This window comes from Bacillus sp. MUM 116 (assembly GCF_001866655.1).
Lineage (GTDB): Bacteria > Bacillota > Bacilli > Bacillales > Cytobacillaceae > Neobacillus.
Window position 1 is genome coordinate 82,859 of record NZ_MLYR01000021.1, and the last position, 20,412, is coordinate 103,270.

Consider the following 20,412-nt stretch of genomic DNA (forward strand, 5'->3'; position numbering starts at 1 on the left):
GGCTCAATCAAAATTTCCCCCACAATATTTGGTTTTGACGCGTACAATTCACCTATACTATAATTATAATGTTATGGACTAAAATTTGAGGTGAAGTAACTGTGTTTGATCGTCTTCAATCCGTTGAAGATCGCTACGAAAGGTTGAACGAACTTTTGAGCGATCCGGAAATTATTAATGATTCAAAAAAACTTCGTGAATATTCAAAAGAACAATCTGATATACAAGAAACTGTACAAACCTATCGTCAATATAAAGAAGCGAAGGAACAGCTTCAAGATGCGAAAGTGATGCTTGAGGATAAGCTCGATGCTGACATGCGTGAAATGGTTAAAGAAGAAATTAGCGAGCTTGAACCTCAAATTGAAGAGTTCGAAGCCCGTTTAAAAATTCTTCTCATTCCAAAGGATCCGAACGATGACAAAAACGTTATCTTTGAAATCCGTGGTGCTGCCGGCGGGGATGAGGCGGCATTATTCGCAGGAACTCTTTATCGTATGTACAGCCGTTTTGCTGAATCACAGGGCTGGAAAACGGAGGTTATCGATGCGAGTCCGACTGGTCTTGGCGGCTACAAGGAAATTACCTTTATGATCAACGGCACCGGCGCTTATTCCAAATTGAAATTTGAAAATGGCGCACACCGTGTGCAGCGTGTACCGGAAACCGAGTCAGGCGGCCGGATTCATACGTCAACAGCAACCGTTGCCTGCTTACCGGAAGCAGAAGAAGTCGAAGTAGAAATCCACGATAAGGATATCCGCTTTGATGCCTTTGCATCGAGCGGTGCCGGAGGACAGAGCGTTAACACGACGATGTCAGCTGTTCGTTTAACCCACATTCCAACGGGGATCGTTGTATCATGTCAGGATGAGAAATCCCAGCATAAAAATAAAGACAAAGCGATGAAGGTATTGCGTGCACGTGTGTATGACAAGTTCCAGCAGGAAGCACAGGCAGAATACGATCAAGTTCGTAAATCAGCTGTCGGTACCGGGGACCGTTCCGAGCGGATTCGTACCTACAACTTCCCGCAAAATCGCGTGACCGACCACCGTATCGGTTTAACCATTCAAAAGCTCGATCAAATTTTAGAAGGCAAGATAGACGAAATCATCGATGCATTAATCTTAGAAGATCAGGCTAAGAGATTGGAAAGTGCATCAAATGAGTAAAAAAATTTACGAAGCTCTTCAATGGGCTTCTTCTTTTTTAAAAAAATCAAGCCGGGACGAGAATGCTGGTGAGCTGCTGATGCGTCATTTTACCGGGATGTCGCGGGCCCAGCTGTTTGCCAATGTCAGAGAGGACTTGGACCCAACCATTTGGGACCAATTTGAAAAATCCGTTTACAAACATGCCAAAGGCACGCCGATTCAATATATCATCGGCTCGGAGGAGTTTTATGGCCGAACCTTTATCGTTAATGAAGCAGTGCTGATTCCAAGGCCGGAAACCGAGGAGCTTGTGTATGAAACGCTGAAAAGAGTAAAAAGGCTTCCTCAAGGGCTGAAAAAACTAGCAGATATCGGGACGGGCAGCGGTGCGATTGCGATTACGCTTAAGCTTGAGGAACCATCGTTACACGTAATGGCCTCTGATATTGCCGAGGAATCACTCCAGGTGGCAAAAGAGAATGCCCGCCAGCTTGGGGCGGACATTGAATTTTATCAGGGAGATCTGCTTGAGCCTTTTCAGGAAAAACTGGATGTCGTGATATCCAATCCGCCGTATATTCCTGTTGGGGATATAGTTACGATGTCAGAGGTGGTAACAGAGCATGAACCGCACCGGGCGTTGTTTGCCGGGGAGGACGGCTTGGATTTTTACCGCCGCTTTATGGTGGAGCTTCAGCACGTATTAGCGCCGGTCGCGCTCGTTGGTTTTGAAATTGGGGCCGGTCAGGGCGAAGCGGTAGCGGAGCTTTTTCAAAAAGCCTTTAAAGAGGTAAAAGTGGAGATAGTCAATGATATTAATGGCAAGGACCGGATGGTGTTTGCGGAAATAGGCTTCGGGGAGTAGGTCCCGGGGCTCTTTTTAAAAATATGAAAAAATACTAGTTTAAGATTCTTAGTTTCTGTCCACAATGAGGATATCGAAGGGACGGTGCTAAAGAATGCGTAGTAAAACATTAGTTTGGGCGTACCTGTTAATTTTATCGTTTGGAACGATTTTAAGTTTATATATACCGAAAAATGAAGCGATTGCGAAGGAGTCAGTGGTGATTCCGGGGGAAGCAATCCGCTTAAGGATTCTGGCGAACAGCGACACACCGGCAGATCAGCAGTTGAAGCGTGATGTGCGTGATGCGGTGAATGCGAAAATCACTCTTTGGGTGAAGGATTTAACTTCGATTGAGAAGGCGAAAACGGTGATTAAGTCGAAGCTGCCGGAGATTCAGGCGATTGCGGAAAAAACGGTTGCGGAAAAGGGTTCCAAGCAGGCAGTGCATGTGGAGTTCGGGAAGGTTCAGTTTCCAACAAAGTTATATGGTGAATTTTTGTATCCTGCGGGTGCGTATCAAGCGATTTTGATTACGCTTGGTGAAGGAAAAGGCGCGAATTGGTGGTGTGTGCTGTATCCGCCATTATGCTTTCTAGATTTTTCGAATGGGGTTGCGGTGAGCGACGGGTTTGATGAAAAGGTAAAATCGGAATCGGATGTGCAGAAGGATTCAGAGGAAGCTGTTGATACTGAAAAAGAGAAAAAGGCTGTGGCAAGTGGCAGTAATGAGGGACAAGAATCTGTGGATACAGAGGAAAGATCTGCAACATCTACTAGTGGAGGGAAGGAAAAGCCAGCTAGTAAGGATGAGGAACGTTCTGTTACGGCTGCTAGTGATGAGAAAGAAAGGTCTGTTACAGCTGCTAGTGATGAGAAAGAAAGGTCTGTTACAGCTGCTAGTGATGAGAAAGAAAGGTCTGTTACGGCTACTAGTGATGTGGAAGAAAGGTCTATTACAGCAACTAGTGATGCGGATACAAAGTCAGTTGCAACTACTCGTCATGCAGAGCAACAGTCTGTGGAGGCAAACAATCAGGAGCAACCGGCCTCTACGAAACAAGCGCCTGTTTACACTTCTCGTGATGAAGATCCGGTTCAAGTGAAATTTTTTGTAGTTGAATTGTGGAAAAAGCTTTTTGAGTAAGAACTCTTTCAAAGGAAAGGGTTCTTTTTTGTTAACTGAAAAGGGGCGGGGCTTCGCAAACCTTTAGTTATTAAAATAGTTTAGCTGTTAAAAACGTTTAAAAGTATTGCCACCTCGGCTCACACCACCTTTATTTGCTTAAAATTAATAGACTTAAAACAGTTCTATTTATCCTAGTTTTTCATATTCATAGAGTAGAATCTTAAAAAATGGGGTGGAGCTGGATGCAAGCATTGATTCGCACGGCAAATAAGCAGGATTTGGAGAAATTGAGAGAGTTTTTGATTAAGGCAAACCTTGGAACCGATGGAATAACCGATGAAACGGTGGAATATTTTTTGCTGTTGGAGGATGTGGATGGGCAATTAAAGGGCACGCTTGGAATCGAGGCATATGAAGGTTTTGGTTTGTTGCGTTCATTGGTGGTTACGCCGGGCCAGGCAGAAAAAGAAATCTTTATTCTGGTGGAACAAATGATGAAGCTGGCAAAAGAGAAAGGAATGGAGAGTTTATTTTTAGCAACCAATAAGCATGCCGCCCTGCCATTTTTCAATTTGCTAGGATTTCAGGAGACAGAGAGGGCGGAATTACCTTCTCAAATGAACAGTTCTGAACATATTCGGAATATTTCAAATGTGGATAACTCGATTTTTCTGAAATTTTCATTGTAATTGTGGATATTGGGGCAAAGTTATCCACTTTTTCCGCTTAGTTATTCACATTTTGTGGATAAAACTTGTATTTTTCCACAGCTTCTTTTATACTTTCAAAAGTGAAATGTGAAAAATATGAGTCTAGGTGCCTAGATTCGCCAAATTTCGATAGAAATTTTGTTTTTCAATAAAGGTGGATAACTATGAACACAAAAGTATGGAAAGTGGATAACTATGTGGATATCTTAGGGAATAATCCACATATTGTGGATGCGGCTCACTTTTTACGGGAAAATGAAGTGGTTGCCCTCCCGACAGAAACGGTTTATGGACTTGGTGGAAATGCAGAAAGCGATGTGGCGGTGGCCAAGATTTTTGCAGCAAAAGGCAGACCTGGGGATAACCCGTTAATTATTCATATTGCAGATCGGGAGCAGTTGTGTCGATTTGTGGCGGAAATTCCGGAAACGGCAGAGCTTCTAATGGAGGCGTTTTGGCCGGGGCCGCTGACGATTATTTTTAAAAAGAAGGATGGCGTGTTGTCAGAAAAGGCAACTGCCGGTTTGGATTCAGTTGGGGTGAGAATGCCGGATCATCCCGTCGCACTTGCGCTGCTTAAGGAATGTGGTTTGCCGATTGCTGCGCCGAGCGCAAACAGTTCAGGGAAACCGAGTCCGACTCATGCCGAGCATGTGATTGAGGATTTGCAGGGGAAAATTGCCGGAGTGCTTGACGCGGGTCCGACTGGTGTCGGCGTGGAGTCGACGGTTGTGGATTGTACGGAAGCGGTGCCGGTTATTTTGCGCCCGGGCGGTGTGACGAAGGAGCAGCTTGAGGAAGTGGTTGGCAAGGTCCTGATTGATCCGGCGCTTTTAGGCGGTGCTGGGGATGGGGCATTGAAGCCGAAGTCGCCTGGGATGAAATACCGTCATTATGCACCGAATGCACCGCTTTATTTAGTAGATGGCAGCCGTTCGTTTCTTCAGAAGTTAGTCGCTGAGCATCAGCAGGAGGGCTTGCGTGTTGGTGTTCTTACGACGGAGGAGTATGTGGGTGAGTTTTCGGCGGATGTTGTGATTGCCTGTGGACAAAGGGCGGAGCTCGAAACGGTTGCAACGGAGCTTTATGATACATTGCGGCGATTTAATTTGGAAAAGGTCGATGTGATTTTTAGCGAGATGTTCCCGAAAAACGGCGTTGGTTTGGCAATTATGAACCGGCTGGAGAAGGCGGCCGGGGGTAAAGTGATTTCGGAATAGTTGTTGATTTAAGGCACCTGGGGGGGACCGGGTGCTTTTTAGTTTGGATGATAAATTGGTGAGAATGGCAAATACGATAGCCGAAGTGGCAAATAAACAAGGAAAAGCGGCAAATAAAGTGGTAGAAAAGGGAAATAAATGAAAGAACCGTTGAAAGAGGACATTAAAACTACGGGTTTTAAGAGATAATATGTGATTTGGATCAGAACATCTGGTGAAAAAATGCTTTTGGACCGCATTTTAGACGTAAAAGAGAAAAATGGCAAATAAAATAAGCAAAGTGGCAAATATCTCAAAAAAGTGGAAAATAAAATCCCACACCTCCACCCCCCCACTCCCCAAATTCTCAGGTCTGACTTCTAAACCGCAGTGGACGTGCATATGTTGAAATAGCAAGTCCAAGGGGGCGGAGAAAGAATGTCAGCAATGATTGGAGAAATCATTACACTCATCATAATGGCACTCGCGCTAGGCATGGATGCCTTTTCAGTAGGCCTAGGCATGGGGATGTACAACCTCAAGCTGCGGCAAATTTTTAAAATTGGCCTGACCATCGGATTTTTCCATGTCTGGATGCCACTTGTTGGAATCTTGGCTGGAAAATTTTTATCAGCAAAATTTGGGACCTTTGCGTCCTTAATTGGCGGACTGCTGCTCATAATTCTCGGTGTGCAGATGATCTGGGGCAGCTTTAAAAAGGGCGATGAAAAAATAATTACTCCAGTGGGGTTGGGTTTACTTGTATTTGCCCTGAGTGTGAGCCTCGACAGTTTTTCACTTGGACTTACGCTGGGAATATATGGGGCGAAAACCATCCTGGTTATTATATGCTTTGGGATTGTGGCAACCTTGCAAACCTGGGCGGGCCTGCTGCTTGGCAGAAAAGTCCAGGGATGGATTGGCGCCTATAGTGAAGCGCTCGGCGGCACAATCCTCCTGGCATTCGGCGTGAAACTGCTCCCACTTTTTTGGTGATACTGGCTGAAATTTGCTAAAATATAGGAAGAAAGGGGGCAAATAACATGAAGCGCATCTTATTTGTTTGTACGGGAAATACATGTAGGAGTCCAATGGCCGAAGCAATTTTGAAAAATAAAAACCTGGAAGGCATCGAAGTCCGGTCTGCGGGGGTTTTTGCTGTGAACGGCAATGGGGCTTCGGCACATGCTAAACAGGTTTTAGAGGAAAATAAAATTGTACATAATCATCAATCCAGTTTGTTGAACGGGGGAGCAATTGGCTGGGCGGAACTGATTTTGACGATGACGAATTCTCATAAGGACGCGATTTTGAATTACTATCCGGAAGCAGCTCCCAAACTTTTTACACTGAAGGAATTCGCCGGGGAAACCGTTTCACATGATGTGAGCGATCCGTTTGGCGGAAATGTCTCTATCTATCGTGAAACTTTTCAGGAACTTGAAATACTTATTGATAGGCTCATTGAAAAAATAACGAAGAAAGATTGAGTTTGGTTCTCCAGCAGTTGGAGGCCTTTTTTTTATGATGGTAAGAACTTTATCTTTTCCCCCGGGTATGTCAAAATGAAGGCAGAGTAAATTAAATTGTGGAGGGTTTTTTATGAAGGTAGCATTGGCATCAGATCATGGCGGCGTGAATATTCGTAAGGAAATCGCGCAGTTAATGGACGAATTGGGCATCGAATATCAGGATTTTGGCTGTGATTGCGAAACTTCTGTGGATTATCCGGACTATGCCCTGCCGGTAGCGGAAAAAGTGGCAAACGGCGAGTTTGACCGTGGCATTTTGATTTGCGGCACCGGAATTGGCATGTGTATTGCAGCGAACAAAGTAAAAGGCATCCGCGCGGCACTTGTTCACGATACATTCAGCGCAAAGGCAACACGTGCCCACAATGACAGTAATATTTTAACGATGGGCGAGCGCGTCATCGGCCCGGGTCTTGCAAGAGAAATCGCGCAAATTTGGCTGACTGGCGAGTTTGAAGGCGGACGCCATGCAAATCGCGTGAATAAAATTACTGAAATTGAAAATAAGCATCTTTAAGAAATCCCAGAATAAGAGGCGAGATTCATGATACAAGAATGGGAACAGGAATTAGAGACGGTTCTGTCTGAGTTTAACGAACAAGCAGGGTTAAAACCTGGGCAGCTTTTGGTGGTCGGCTGCAGTACAAGTGAAGTGATGGGCGAAAAAATCGGTACATCTGGCACGTTTGATGTGGCCGCGATGATTTTTCGTCAGTTGAAAAAGCTTCAAGATGAAACAGGTATTCAATTAGCATTTCAATGCTGTGAGCATTTAAACCGTGCACTGGTTGTGGAAAGAGCAACGGCGGAGGAACTTCATTTGGATGAGGTTTCGGTGGTTCCTGTACGCAAAGCGGGCGGAGCGATGGCCACGTATGCTTTTGAAAAAATGACGGACCCGGTCGTCGTGGAATTTATCAAGGCGGACGCGGGAATTGATATCGGACAAACCTTCATCGGCATGCATTTAAAACATGTGGCTGTGCCGGTCCGCGTGAAGCAGAAAACGGTGGGATATGCCCATGTTACGCTTGCACGGACTCGTCCGAAACTCATCGGTGGAGAACGAGCTGTGTATGAGAAAAGCAACGAGAATTTGAGCTGCAGCTAGCGGGCCGTTTAAGATAGGGCTTGCACTTTTCTTGAAAGCAATTTCAAAAATTCTAATATTCTTTCTTTTTCGATAATCATAAAAAGTGTGTTAAAATGGGGTTGATTTTGAACGACAGCGGATTTTAACACACAAAGGGGGATCTTTATGAAGCACTTATCACAGCAGGACGAACAAGTATTTCAGGCAATTCAGCAAGAATTAGGACGTCAGCGCGCGAAGATTGAATTAATTGCGTCAGAAAACTTTGTAAGCGAAGCGGTTATGGAAGCACAGGGGTCTGTTTTAACCAATAAATATGCAGAAGGATATCCGGCAAAACGCTATTATGGCGGCTGTGAATATGTTGATATCGTAGAAGATTTAGCACGTGACCGTGCGAAAGCAATCTTCGGTGCTGAGCATGCAAACGTACAACCACATTCCGGCGCTCAAGCAAACATGGCGGTTTACTTCACGAATCTTGAGCAAGGCGATACGGTTTTAGGTATGAACCTATCCCACGGCGGTCACTTAACACACGGAAGTCCGGTAAACTTCAGTGGTGTTCAATATAATTTCGTTGAATACGGTGTGGATGAAGAAACACACCTCATCAATTATGACGATGTTTTGGAAAAAGCTCGCCAACATAAGCCGAAATTGATTGTTGCGGGTGCCAGCGCGTATCCTCGCGAAATTGACTTTAAAAAGTTCCGCGAAATCGCTGATGAAGTGGGCGCCTATTTAATGGTTGATATGGCTCATATCGCAGGTCTTGTTGCGGCAGGTCTTCATCCAAATCCTGTACCATATGCAGATTTTGTTACGACTACTACACATAAAACATTAAGAGGCCCTCGTGGCGGGATGATTCTTTGCCGTGAAGAGTTTGCGAAAAAAATCGATAAGTCGATTTTCCCTGGAATCCAAGGCGGTCCATTAATGCATGTGATCGCGGCAAAAGCTGTTGCTTTTGGCGAAGCATTGCAGGATAGCTTTAAAGAATATGCAGGAAACATCATTGCCAATGCAAAACGTTTGGCAGAAGGTCTTCAAAAAGAAGGCTTAAAGCTTGTTTCCGGCGGAACGGACAACCATTTGCTTTTAGTGGATGTAACAACTCTTGGCTTAACTGGTAAAGTAGCAGAGCATGTCCTTGATGAAGTAGGTATTACCGTTAATAAAAATACGATTCCATATGACCAAAACAGCCCATTTGTAACAAGCGGGGTCCGTATCGGTACGGCAGCTGTAACAAGCCGCGGCTTTGGTTTAGAGGATATGGATGAAATTGCGTCCATAATTGCGTTTACATTGAAAAACCACGAAGACGAAGCGAAGCTTGAAGAAGCAAGCAAGCGTGTCGAAGCTTTAACAAGCAAGTTTGTATTATACCCTGAATATTAAGTTTTTTGGAATCGGCCTTTTTGTAAAAAAAGGCCGATTTTTATTTGCCCTCACGGTTGTTTTTCTGTAAAATTAGACGAAGTGTTTAAAGTTAAATTTTTATTAAAGGGGCGATTTTTGTGGCAAAGGTTTACGTCTTCGACCACCCACTCATTCAGCATAAACTTACATATATTCGTGATAAAAACACTGGGACGAAAGAGTTCAGGGAATTGGTAGACGAAGTGGCGACACTTATGGCTTTTGAGATCACGAGGGATATGCCGCTTGAAGATATTACGATTGAAACACCGGTTTGTCCGACAAAATCAAAGGTTCTTTCCGGGAAGAAAATCGGTCTTGTGCCGATTTTGCGTGCAGGGATCGGAATGGTTGATGGGATTTTGAAATTAATTCCAGCTGCGAAAGTAGGCCATATTGGTCTTTACCGTGATCCGCAAACACTTAAACCCGTTGAATACTATGCAAAACTTCCAAGTGATGTGGAAGAGCGTGATTTCATTGTTGTCGATCCAATGCTGGCTACAGGCGGATCTGCTAATGAAGCAATCAATTCTTTGAAAAAGCGCGGCGCGAAAAATATCAAATTTATGTGCTTAATTGCGGCACCGGAAGGCGTTGAAGCAGTGAAATCGGTTCATCCGGATGTAGATATTTATATTGCGGCATTGGATGAAAAGCTCAATGACCACGGCTACATTGTACCGGGACTAGGCGATGCCGGTGACCGATTGTTCGGGACGAAATAATTTATGGTTTGGAGAGATCTTTATTTGAAAAAGATCTCTTTTTTGTTGTCTTGTAGGGGAGTGGTGGGAATGGAGAGATGAGGAGGGTATTTTTGTAAAAGTGGAGGGTAAAAAGGCAAAAGTGGTAGGTAAATCTACCAAAGTAGAGAGTAAATTCCTAAAACCAGAGGGTAAACTCCAGTTCAGGTTCTAAAAGGGTCCATAAAGACCAAGTGTCATCAAAAATCAATGTTCAGGAGTGATAAATATTACCGGGAAAAGATGTTGTTTTAGGATATGGCAGTCAAGTGGAGGGTAAAAAGACAAAAGCGGTGGGTAAATCTACCAAAGTAGAGGGTAAATGCTTAAAACCGGTGGGTAAACTCCAGTTACGATGATTTTAAAAGGGTCTATAAAGACCAAGTATCATTAAAAATCAATGACCAGGAGTGACAAAAGTTACCAGGTGATGATGTTGTTTTAGGGGATAGCAGGCAAGTGGAGGGTGAAATTCGAAAATCGGTGGATAAACCTACCCCCAACCCCAAATCCCTCTGCATAATCCCCCCACCCAAAGAAAACTCTATAGAAAAAGGGGAAATTCGCATCATGAAGAAACTTATTCTCATCATCATCCTAGCCATCACCATTACACTACCCACACCAACCCAATCCCAGAGCCGGAAACTCATCACACCGTCCATCCCGAACCAGCAAACTGTCGCAATCGTCATTACAAAACAAGTGCAAACGATACAACAAATCAAACAACTGCTTTCACCATACAAAGACATCAAACTACGGCGCATTTTCACGGAAGCCATCATAGGGTTTTCCATCGAGGGTAGCCGGCAAACCATCGCAAAACTTGCGGAAAACAACCTAATTTTAACGATCTCCCCCGTTACCAGCTATCAAGCGCAGACCGAGGAGAGCGTCAAAATCATTGGCGGAGAAGAGGTCCGGGGATTATTTTCGCCGAAAAATCAACGCCTCACTGGAAAAGGAATCACTGTCGGTGTCATTGATACCGGTGTCGATTACACTCACCCGGACCTTCGAAGAAACTATGGTGGGGGACACGATCTGGTTGACAACGACCGTGACCCGATGGAAACCCGTGCCACCGGCAAAGCGACCATCCACGGCACCCATGTCGCGGGCATTATTGCTGCTAACGGAAAAATCCGCGGCGTTGCCCCAGATGCAAAAATTATCGCTTATCGGGCACTAGGCCCAGGTGGCGGCGGTACGACAGAGCAAGTTATCGCCGCCATCGACCAGGCCATTAAGGACAAAGTCGATATTATGAACCTTTCACTTGGCAACGATGTCAATGGTCCGGACCTGCCTATTAGCCTTGCACTCAACCGCGCTGTCGACAAAGGTATTGTTGCAGTAGCGGCAAACGGAAATGCCGGTCCCGATATTTGGACAGTCGGTTCACCTGGAACCGCGTCAAAGGCAATTTCCGTCGGGGCCTCGACACCTACCTTGAAAATACCGTCCTTATTAATAGAAGAAACTCGGGAAAAAATCCAAATTCAGCCGATGGAGGGATCGGAAAAATGGGAATTGGACCGCTCGTATAGTATTGTCTATGGCGGAATGGGCAAAAAAGAGGAGCTAAAAAACGTTGAAGGTAAAATCGTCCTCATCAAGCGCGGACGCCTAACCTTTACCGAAAAGGCAAAAAATGCCCAAGCAGCAGGAGCCAAGGCCGTCCTGATCTACAACAATATGAGCGGGAATTTTATTGGGAATTTAGAAACGCTGATTCCGATTCCGGTCGGGTCCGTCTCGAAGCGTAACGGTGAACGGCTTTTAAAAAACAAGACCGTCGCCCGAATCATTCAAAACGAAGAAAAAGACAGGATGGCAGAATTTAGTTCACGCGGACCGGTAACGGGGACATGGGAAGTGAAGCCTGACATCGTGGCACCAGGCGTGGCGATAAATTCAACCATTCCCGGCGGCTATCTTTCTTTGCAAGGAACCAGTATGGCGGCACCACATGTAGCCGGCGCCTGTGCATTAATCAAACAGGCCCACCCGGACTGGAAGCCACCGCAAATCAAAGCGGCGCTAATGAACACGGCTAAACCTTTATTTCAAACAGAAAACAAACCCTATCACACATATGAACAAGGTGCAGGAAGAATTCAAGTGGTTGAGGCGATCGAAGCAGAATCGCTCGTAACTCCAAGCTCGCTTCATTTTGGAAAGTTCACAGAAGAACAGGCTATTCATAAAACCGCTTTGCACGTTGAAAATACAAGTAACATCACAAAAAGGTACTCCTTTGACATCCCGGAGCGAACAGAAGGCTTAACATGGAAAATCCCACTTTCATTTACATTAAAGCCAAAGGAAATGAAGGAAGTGGCCATCGAACTCATGGTTGACCCGCAAAACTTTAAAAGGAAAATTCATGATGGTTATATCACAATAAATGCAGGCTCTACACCCATCCATATTCCCTATATCTATGTACTTGAAGAACCAAACTACCCAAGGGTGATGGGATTTTCATTTGGGGAAGGGGACGCCCCTGGACAATATCTGTACGAAGTATACCTCCCGGGCGGAGCGGAGGAGTTCGGCATTGCCTTATTCAATCCCGGTGATTATCGCTTTATGGGCTTTTTAGATACGATTGAAAATGTCAAAAAGGGATTAATCCAGAAAAAAATCGACAGTGAAAAGCTTCCAGAGGATGGGGTATATCTGGCAAAGGTATTTGCAAAGAAGGCAGGGAAAGAGGATTTCATCGAAACGATGGTAAAAATTGAAAAGAAATAGCAGTAAATTTTTTAGAAGAAATTGAAACCTTTTTACACCCAACCCGTATTACTTAATCGTGTACTCCTTTAACGGGGGAGAGGGACCGCCATCCAAAGCTTGTTTTTTCAAAAAACCTTTGAAGGGAAAATAGGTAAAGTGGTTATTAATTTTCTGATAATTTTTAGTATCTTAATATATCGCGAAAGGCTGAAAATTGCAAGTGAATATTTCGTGGAAACTCATTGACTTTACATAGGCGCTATTGTATGCTAACAAAGGGTGTAAATGATAAGGTTTTCACATTCATGAAAGTGTTAATGACCTCGTCATTTGCCGCTTTACCAAGTTCACATTCTCTTATGGCGAGGATGCGATAAAAATGCGTCAAAACAACCGCAATCCATTTCAAGCTATGGCTTTAATGTCCGCAATTGTCTCCCAGTTAGTCGGTTCCATTCTCATTGGTATTTTTTCAGGCAGATGGTTAGATCGGCAGTGGGGTACCGAGCCAATTTTCTTAATTATCGGATTGTTAATTGGATTAGCGGCGGGAACCTATACAATGCTGGTTTCAATTCGCCACTTTTTCTCGGGAGATAAATGATTATGCCGGATTTTAGAGAGATGTTTAGCAGGCAGCGAAAATGGAATTTGTATTTGTTATCTATATTCGTGCTTGGATGGGGATTTACCTCCTATCAAACTGTATTTTTAGGATTAATTCTTGGGACATGCTTTAGTTTTCTGAATATCTGGTTATTAGTCAAGAAAACAGAGAAGTTCGACAAGGCCCTTGATAAGGGGAAAAAAATGAAATCGCTCGGTTCGCTTCAAAGAATGGCGACAGCGGCGATTGCAGTGATTATTGCCATGAGATGGCCAGACTACTTCAATGTAGTCAGTGTGGTTTTGGGACTAATGACATCCTATATTGTCATTATGATAGATTATTTTTATCATGCATTGCATTTTCATAAAAGATAAGGGAAGTGAGGTGAACATAGATGCATCATGAAGCTCCATTTGTAACATTTGGGGGACTAACCTTTAACCTGGCAAACGATTTAATGATTCTCGTTGCGAGTGTCATTGTTTTGATTATTGCCACTCTATCAACCCGGAAGCTTGCAATGAAGCCGACAGGCATGCAAAACTTTTTCGAATGGGTGATGGACTTTGTTAAAGGAATCATCAACAGTACGATGGATTGGAAGGATGGCGGAAGATTCCACATCTTGGGTATTACTCTCATTATGTATATCTTTGTATCCAACATGATTGGTCTTCCATTCTCAATCGTCATTGATGGCAAGCTTTGGTGGAAATCACCAACCGCTGACCCTGCTGTAACCTTATCGCTTGCGGTAATGGTCGTAGCGCTTTCCCATTATTATGGTGTAAAGCTAAAAGGTGCAGCCGGATATGGAAAAGGATTCTTCAGCCCGATGGGATTCTTGTTCCCGTTGAAAATTATTGAAGAATTCGCAAACACATTAACACTTGGTCTGCGTCTTTATGGGAACATTTACGCAGGTGAGTTGCTTCTATCGCTTTTAGCGGGAGGCTTGGCTTGGACCGGAGTAGCTGGTATGATAGCAGCCGTACCATTAACCCTTGTTTGGCAAGGTTTCTCCGTATTCGTCGGAACGATCCAGGCATACATTTTTACCATGTTAACAATGGTTTACTTGTCTCACAAAGTGAGTCACGACCATTAATATATTTAAAAACTAATTTATTCATACATTTTTAAGGAGGAACTTTATAATGAATCTTATAGCAGCAGCAATTGCAATCGGTTTGGCAGCAGTAGGCGCAGGTATTGGTAACGGTTTAATCGTTGGACGTACAGTTGAAGGTATCGCTCGTCAACCAGAAGCTCGTGGTTTATTACAAACAACAATGTTCATCGGGGTTGCGTTAGTTGAAGCATTACCGATCATCGGCGTTGTTATCGCGTTCATGGTTTTAGGCCGATAATTAGCAAAGAGAAAAACAAGTGGCGGAGAGGAAAAAACGAAAACTTCGCCATTTAGTTTGTGCAATAGAGAACATACTTTTTTGAGTAGCGAACGACTCTTGAAGGGAGTGAACCCGTGGTGTTATCAGGCAATCTATTTGTCCTAGGTGCTGCAGAAGCAGCCCGTTTCAATGGAGGAGATATTCTTTTCCAATTAGTTATTTTCATCATCTTGTTAGCATTGCTTAAGAAACTCGCGTGGGGTCCATTAATGGGCATCATGAAACAGCGCGAAGACCATATAGCAGGTGAAATCAATGCGGCAGAAGGAAGCCGTCTTGAGGCTCAAAAACTTTTGGAAGAACAAAGAAGCCTTTTAAAAGAAGCACGTGCAGAAGCTCAAAGCTTAATTGAAAATGCGAAAAAGCAAGGCGATGTTCAGCGTGAGGAAATCATTGCGCTAGCCCGCACTGAAGCTGAACGCGTCAAAGAAGCTGCGAAGCTTGAAATTGATCAGCAAAAAGAGAAGGCAATGGCGGCCATCCGCGAACAAGTTGCTTCCTTGTCTGTATTAATCGCCTCTAAGGTTATTGAGAAAGAGTTGAATACCCAAGATCAGGATCAACTCATCAACGAATATATTAAAGAGGCAGGAGAACGCCGATGAGTAACTCCATCGTAGCGAAACGCTATGCGTCTGCGCTTTTTCAAATTGCCAAAGAACAACAGATTCTAAGTCAAGTAGAAGAAGATTTACGTGTAGTTAAAGAAGTTTTACAAACAAATAAGGATGTAAAAGCAGTCCTTGGTTCTTTAAAGATTTCAAAAGAAAACAAAAAGGCCATTTTGAGAGATGCTTTTGCTTCTATTAATGTATATGTTGTCAACACACTAATGATTCTATTGGACCGCCATCGCGAAAATGAAGTCGTAGAAGTGGTCAATGAATTTATTGAGCTTGCATATGAAGCATCAGGTGTAGCAGAAGCAGAAGTGTATAGCGTGCGCCCGCTTTCAGATGCAGAGCGTGAGGCGATTTCGGCAACTTTTGCAGCAAAAGTTGGCAAGAAGTCTCTAAGAATTGAAAATATCGTAGATTCCGAATTGCTCGGCGGCGTGAAGCTCCGCATCGGAAATCGTATATATGACGGCAGCTTGCGCGGCAAGCTCGATCGTCTGCAACGTAAATTGTTAAGCTAAAACGAAAAGCGGAAGCGACCGTTTAGCGACGTATGGACTGGAGCGGTTTGACTGAGATAAAGGAAACACGAAGAGCGATAGCGATTCGATGTTGACTTATCGTAGGGAGAAGAGCGAAGTACACTAGTCGCTGGGAGCTGGAGCTGGACATTTCTCAAAGTCGAATGTTGAGAAGAAAATATGTAAAGTTCGTAGATAGGGGTGAAACTCATGAGCATCAAAGCTGAAGAAATCAGTGCCCTGATAAAAAAGCAAATTGAAAACTATCAGGCGGAAATTCAAGTAACAGATGTTGGTACGGTTATCACCGTTGGTGACGGTATCGCTCGTGTTCACGGTCTTGACAACGTCATGGCTGGAGAACTTGTTGAATTTTCAAACGGCGTTTTGGGTATGGCACAAAACCTTGAAGAAAATAACGTCGGTATTATCATCCTTGGACCTTTTACCGATATTCGTGAAGGTAACGAGGTTCGCCGTACAGGCCGCATCATGGAGGTTCCGGTTGGAGAAGAGCTAATCGGACGTGTAGTAAACTCATTAGGACAACCAATCGATGGTATGGGTCCTATCAATACAACAAAAACTCGCCCTATTGAGCAAGTTGCAACAGGCGTTATGGCGCGTAAATCGGTTCATGAGCCATTACAGACAGGTATTAAAGCGATTGACGCACTTGTGCCAATCGGACGTGGCCAGCGTGAGTTAATCATCGGTGACCGTCAAACAGGTAAAACATCTGTTGCTATTGATACCATCTTGAACCAAAAAGGCCAAAACATGATCTGTATCTATGTTGCGATTGGACAAAAGGAATCAACAGTACGCGGTGCGGTTGAAACCCTTCGTAAAAATGGCGCATTAGATTACACAATCGTTGTGTCTGCATCTGCATCACAGCCAGCTCCAATGCTGTTCTTGGCACCATATGCGGGTGTTTCTATGGGTGAAGAATTTATGTTTGCCGGTAAGCACGTATTAATCGTATATGATGACTTAACAAAGCAAGCATCTGCATACCGTGAGCTTTCCTTGTTACTTCGCCGTCCTCCAGGCCGTGAAGCATATCCAGGGGATGTATTCTACTTGCACAGCCGTTTACTCGAGCGTGCAGCGAAATTGAACGATAGCCTTGGCGCAGGTTCAATCACTGCATTACCATTTATCGAAACACAAGCAGGTGACGTTTCTGCTTATATCCCAACAAACGTTATTTCCATCACGGATGGACAAATTTTCTTACAATCAGACCTATTTTTCTCCGGTGTTCGCCCAGCGATCAACGCAGGTCTATCCGTATCCCGTGTAGGTGGTTCGGCACAGATCAAAGCGATGAAGAAGGTTGCAGGTACACTGCGTCTTGACCTTGCTTCATACCGTGAGTTAGAAGCATTTGCTCAATTCGGTTCTGACCTTGATAAAGCGACCCAAGCGAAGCTGAATCGTGGTGCACGTACCGTTGAGGTGCTAAAACAAGACTTGAACAAGCCGCTTTCTGTTGAAAAACAAGTAGCGATTCTATATGCATTAACACGCGGCTTCTTGGATGATATCCCATTACAAGATATCCGCCGTTTCGAAGCTGAATTCTTAACATGGTTAGACCACAACAAGAAAGAGTTGTTAGACCATATTACGAAAACGAAGGATCTTCCTTCTGATGACGATTGGGCATCTGCGATCAACGCCTTCAAAAAGACGTTTGCAGTTTCCGAGTAATTAATGGCTAACATTGAACACTTTTAATGAGGGTGGTGAGAACTTAAAATGGCATCATTACGCGATATAAAAACTCGTATAAATTCGACGAAAAAGACGAGTCAAATTACCAAAGCAATGGAAATGACCTCTGCTGCGAAATGGAACCGCGGGGTGATGAATGCAAAATCATTCGTCCCTTATATGGAAAAAATCCAAGAGGTAACCGCAGCGATTGCGATTGGCAGTAAAGGGATAAATCACCCAATGCTGCAGGCACGTCCTGTTAAGAAGACAGGCTATATCGTAATGTCATCTGACCGTGGTCTTGCGGGTGCGTTTAACAGTAACGTCTTAAGACGTGTAAACCAAACCATCCAACAAAATCATAAGTCCAATGACGAATTTGCGATTATTGCGATCGGTCGTGTTGCCCGTGACTTCTTCGTGAAACGCGGCATTAATGTAGCACTTGAAATCATTGGTGTTTCAGACCAACCTTCATTTGCAGACATTAAAGATATTGCATCAAGCACAGTTGGCATGTTTGCTGATGGTACATTTGATGAAATTTACCTATATTACAATCATTATATAAGTGCAATTTCGCAAGAAGTAACCGAAAAGAAGCTGTTGCCGCTTTCGGAAATTAAACCGACTGGCAAGCTGATTTCGTATGAATTCGAGCCGTCTGCCGAAGAAATTCTTGAAGTTCTCCTGCCGCAATATGCCGAGAGCCTAATCTATGGCGCGCTGTTAGACAGCAAAGCCAGTGAGCATGCTGCCCGGATGACGGCAATGAAGAATGCAACCGATAATGCAAAAGAATTAATTCGCAACTATACACTTATGTATAACCGTGCCCGCCAGGCAGCGATTACCCAAGAAATAACCGAAATCGTCGGCGGTGCGGCGGCATTAGAATAGCACGTATTTTTTAAAAATGAACTTTATTTCGTGTCTGTGACTTGTTTTCACTGATGGATCTTGATTTGTTGCTGTGAACAAGTTTCAGGCCGAAATAAAAGTTCGGTGTGATTCATTAGGTTCCTTTTTAAAAAAAGGGGCTTTGAATCAAAAAAGTAAGTAAGGAGGGAAAATGATGAACAAGGGACGCATTGTTCAGGTTATGGGTCCGGTTGTTGACGTTAAGTTTGAAAACGGTCAATTGCCTGAGATCTATAATGCATTGAAAATTAATTCTGAATCAGTCAACCTAACCCTTGAAGTAGCCCTTCATTTAGGTGATGATACAGTTCGTACGATTGCAATGGCTTCCACTGACGGGTTAACCCGTGGTTTGGAAGTATTGGATAGTGGTGCACCGATTTCTGTACCAGTTGGGGAACCAACTCTTGGCCGTGTATTTAACGTATTGGGTGAAGTAATTGACCTTAAGGATGAAATTCCGGCAGGTGCCCGCCGTGATCCGATTCACCGCGAAGCTCCAACTTATGAAAATCTTTCAACTGAGGTTGAAATCTTAGAGACTGGTATTAAGGTAGTTGACCTTCTTGCTCCATATATTAAGGGTGGTAAGATCGGTCTATTCGGTGGTGCCGGTGTAGGTAAAACCGTATTAATCCAGGAATTAATCAATAACATCGCCCAAGAGCACAGCGGTATTTCCGTTTTCGCTGGTGTAGGGGAGCGTACTCGTGAAGGGAACGACCTTTTCCATGAAATGACGGATTCCGGCGTTATCAAGCAAACGGCGATGGTATTCGGACAAATGAACGAGCCTCCTGGTGCACGTATGCGTGTTGCCTTGACTGGTTTGACAATGGCTGAATATTTCCGTGATGAGCAAGGACAAGACGTGTTATTGTTCATCGATAACATTTTCCGTTTCACGCAAGCAGGTTCTGAGGTTTCTGCGCTACTTGGCCGTATGCCATCTGCCGTTGGTTACCAGCCGACACTTGCGACTGAAATGGGTAAATTACAAGAACGTATCACTTCAACAACAAAAGGTTCCGTTACTTCGATCCAAGCGATTTACGTACCAGCCGATGACTATACTGACCCGGCTCCGGCTACAACTTTCGCTCACTTGGATGCAACGACAAACCTTGAGCGTAAGCTTTCTGAAATGGGTATCTACCCTGCGGTGGACCCGCTTGCATCGACTTCTCGTGCATTGTCACCTGAAATCGTTGGCGAAGAGCACTACAATGTAGCTCGTCAAGTACAGCAAACATTGCAGCGTTACCGTGAATTACAGGATATCATCGCGATCTTGGGTATGGACGAACTTTCTGATGATGATAAGTTGATCGTAGCTCGTGCGCGTCGTGTCCAGTTCTTCTTATCACAAAACTTCCACGTTGCAGAACAGTTCACTGGCCAACCTGGATCTTATGTGCCGGTTAAAGAAACAGTTAAAGGATTCAAAGAAATCCTTGACGGTAAATATGACCACCTTCCAGAAGATGCATTCCGTCTTGTCGGCCGCATCGAAGAAGTGGTTGAGTCTGCTAAACGCATGGGCGTAGAGGTCTAATTCCAGCCAGGAGGGTAAAAAATGAAGACGATTAAAGTCAATGTTGTTACTCCCGATGGCCCGGTGTATGAATCAGAAGTGGAAATGGTTAGTACAAAAGCTAAAAGTGGCGAACTCGGCATTTTACCTGGCCACATTCCATTGGTTGCTCCGCTTGAAATCGGTTCTGTTCGTCTGAAAAAAGGCGGCTCAACGGAGCTTGTTGCGGTCAGCGGCGGATTTTTAGAAGTTCGTCCGGATCAAGTAACGATTTTAGCTCAAGCAGCGGAAAACGCAGCCGATATTGATGTTGATCGTGCCCTAAGGGCGAAGGAACGCGCTGAACAGCGTCTTCAACAAGCACAGCAGGAACATTTAGATTTCAAACGTGCTGAACTAGCTCTTCAACGTGCCATCAACCGCCTCGCCGTATCGGAAAAAAGATAATATTGTTATTTAGATAAGAACCCCTCCTTTTTGGAGGGGTTT

The 20,412-nt window shown here is 44.2% G+C and carries 22 protein-coding genes; all 22 read left to right on the forward strand.

Features of this window, described 5'->3' with window-relative positions; genetic code table 11:
• The first annotated feature begins 101 nt into the window (after positions 1-101).
• The 22 genes from prfA to BIV60_RS06515 all read left to right on the forward strand — a co-directional run bounded on the left by prfA (position 102) and on the right by BIV60_RS06515 (position 20,370).
• Entirely contained in the window at positions 102-1,175 is a 1,074-nt protein-coding gene (prfA, locus tag BIV60_RS06410) for a peptide chain release factor 1 (protein ID WP_071354899.1), read from the forward strand.
• Positions 1,168-2,022, forward strand: a complete 855-nt coding sequence (gene prmC, locus BIV60_RS06415) for a peptide chain release factor N(5)-glutamine methyltransferase (RefSeq protein WP_071354900.1) — start codon at positions 1,168-1,170, stop codon at positions 2,020-2,022. The genes prfA and prmC overlap by 8 nt, the downstream gene beginning before the upstream one ends.
• Positions 2,023-2,116: 94 nt before the next feature.
• Positions 2,117-3,148, forward strand: a complete 1,032-nt coding sequence (spoIIR, locus tag BIV60_RS30850) for a stage II sporulation protein R (RefSeq protein WP_071354901.1) — start codon at positions 2,117-2,119, stop codon at positions 3,146-3,148.
• A 224-nt stretch (positions 3,149-3,372) separates the two neighbouring features.
• On the forward strand, positions 3,373-3,819 hold the full coding sequence (locus BIV60_RS06425; RefSeq protein WP_071354902.1) for a GNAT family N-acetyltransferase: 447 nt from the start codon (positions 3,373-3,375) through the stop codon (positions 3,817-3,819).
• Between the two features lie 185 nt (positions 3,820-4,004).
• Positions 4,005-5,060, forward strand: coding sequence for an L-threonylcarbamoyladenylate synthase (locus tag BIV60_RS06430; RefSeq protein ID WP_071354903.1), 1,056 nt, complete (start codon positions 4,005-4,007; stop codon positions 5,058-5,060).
• Positions 5,061-5,477: 417 nt separating this feature from the next.
• Positions 5,478-6,035: a manganese efflux pump MntP gene (locus BIV60_RS06435; RefSeq protein ID WP_071354904.1), complete on the forward strand. Its 558-nt coding sequence runs from the start codon at positions 5,478-5,480 to the stop codon at positions 6,033-6,035.
• A gap of 47 nt (positions 6,036-6,082) precedes the next feature.
• Positions 6,083-6,529, forward strand: a complete 447-nt coding sequence (locus tag BIV60_RS06440) for a low molecular weight protein arginine phosphatase (protein ID WP_071354905.1) — start codon at positions 6,083-6,085, stop codon at positions 6,527-6,529.
• 112 nt (positions 6,530-6,641) lie between these two features.
• Positions 6,642-7,088: a ribose 5-phosphate isomerase B gene (rpiB, locus tag BIV60_RS06445; protein ID WP_071354906.1), complete on the forward strand. Its 447-nt coding sequence runs from the start codon at positions 6,642-6,644 to the stop codon at positions 7,086-7,088.
• Between the two features lie 27 nt (positions 7,089-7,115).
• Positions 7,116-7,682, forward strand: a complete 567-nt coding sequence (locus BIV60_RS06450; RefSeq protein ID WP_071354907.1) for a TIGR01440 family protein — start codon at positions 7,116-7,118, stop codon at positions 7,680-7,682.
• A gap of 147 nt (positions 7,683-7,829) precedes the next feature.
• Positions 7,830-9,071: a serine hydroxymethyltransferase gene (gene glyA, locus BIV60_RS06455; RefSeq protein WP_071354908.1), complete on the forward strand. Its 1,242-nt coding sequence runs from the start codon at positions 7,830-7,832 to the stop codon at positions 9,069-9,071.
• A 119-nt stretch (positions 9,072-9,190) separates the two neighbouring features.
• The gene (gene upp / locus BIV60_RS06460; RefSeq protein ID WP_071354909.1) at positions 9,191-9,820 is read left to right on the forward strand and encodes a uracil phosphoribosyltransferase; all 630 of its coding nucleotides are present in this window, start codon (positions 9,191-9,193) and stop codon (positions 9,818-9,820) included.
• A gap of 588 nt (positions 9,821-10,408) precedes the next feature.
• Complete coding sequence (locus tag BIV60_RS06465) at positions 10,409-12,601, forward strand: S8 family serine peptidase (RefSeq protein ID WP_071354910.1); 2,193 nt, start codon at positions 10,409-10,411, stop codon at positions 12,599-12,601.
• A gap of 361 nt (positions 12,602-12,962) precedes the next feature.
• Positions 12,963-13,187 (forward strand): AtpZ/AtpI family protein, encoded by a 225-nt coding sequence (locus BIV60_RS06470; RefSeq protein WP_071354911.1) that lies wholly within the window; start codon positions 12,963-12,965, stop codon positions 13,185-13,187.
• A gap of 2 nt (positions 13,188-13,189) precedes the next feature.
• Positions 13,190-13,567: an ATP synthase subunit I gene (locus BIV60_RS06475; protein WP_071354912.1), complete on the forward strand. Its 378-nt coding sequence runs from the start codon at positions 13,190-13,192 to the stop codon at positions 13,565-13,567.
• A 20-nt stretch (positions 13,568-13,587) separates the two neighbouring features.
• Positions 13,588-14,301 carry a F0F1 ATP synthase subunit A gene (gene atpB, locus BIV60_RS06480; RefSeq protein ID WP_071354913.1) on the forward strand — a complete coding sequence of 238 codons (714 nt, stop codon included), beginning with the start codon at positions 13,588-13,590 and terminating at the stop codon, positions 14,299-14,301.
• Between the two features lie 49 nt (positions 14,302-14,350).
• The gene (gene atpE / locus BIV60_RS06485) at positions 14,351-14,563 is read left to right on the forward strand and encodes a F0F1 ATP synthase subunit C (RefSeq protein ID WP_026572680.1); all 213 of its coding nucleotides are present in this window, start codon (positions 14,351-14,353) and stop codon (positions 14,561-14,563) included.
• A 119-nt stretch (positions 14,564-14,682) separates the two neighbouring features.
• Entirely contained in the window at positions 14,683-15,210 is a 528-nt protein-coding gene (locus BIV60_RS06490; RefSeq protein WP_071354952.1) for a F0F1 ATP synthase subunit B, read from the forward strand.
• Positions 15,207-15,743, forward strand: coding sequence for a F0F1 ATP synthase subunit delta (locus tag BIV60_RS06495; protein WP_071354914.1), 537 nt, complete (start codon positions 15,207-15,209; stop codon positions 15,741-15,743). Before BIV60_RS06490 ends, BIV60_RS06495 begins: the two co-directional genes overlap by 4 nt.
• Positions 15,744-15,953: 210 nt before the next feature.
• On the forward strand, positions 15,954-17,462 hold the full coding sequence (gene atpA / locus BIV60_RS06500; protein ID WP_071354915.1) for a F0F1 ATP synthase subunit alpha: 1,509 nt from the start codon (positions 15,954-15,956) through the stop codon (positions 17,460-17,462).
• Positions 17,463-17,510: 48 nt separating this feature from the next.
• Complete coding sequence (atpG, locus tag BIV60_RS06505) at positions 17,511-18,368, forward strand: ATP synthase F1 subunit gamma (RefSeq protein WP_071354916.1); 858 nt, start codon at positions 17,511-17,513, stop codon at positions 18,366-18,368.
• A gap of 175 nt (positions 18,369-18,543) precedes the next feature.
• A complete protein-coding gene (atpD, locus tag BIV60_RS06510) occupies positions 18,544-19,944 on the forward strand; it encodes a F0F1 ATP synthase subunit beta (RefSeq protein ID WP_071354917.1) in 1,401 nt (466 codons plus the stop codon).
• Positions 19,945-19,965: 21 nt separating this feature from the next.
• A complete protein-coding gene (locus tag BIV60_RS06515; protein WP_071354918.1) occupies positions 19,966-20,370 on the forward strand; it encodes a F0F1 ATP synthase subunit epsilon in 405 nt (134 codons plus the stop codon).
• The last annotated feature ends 42 nt before the right edge of the window (positions 20,371-20,412 follow it).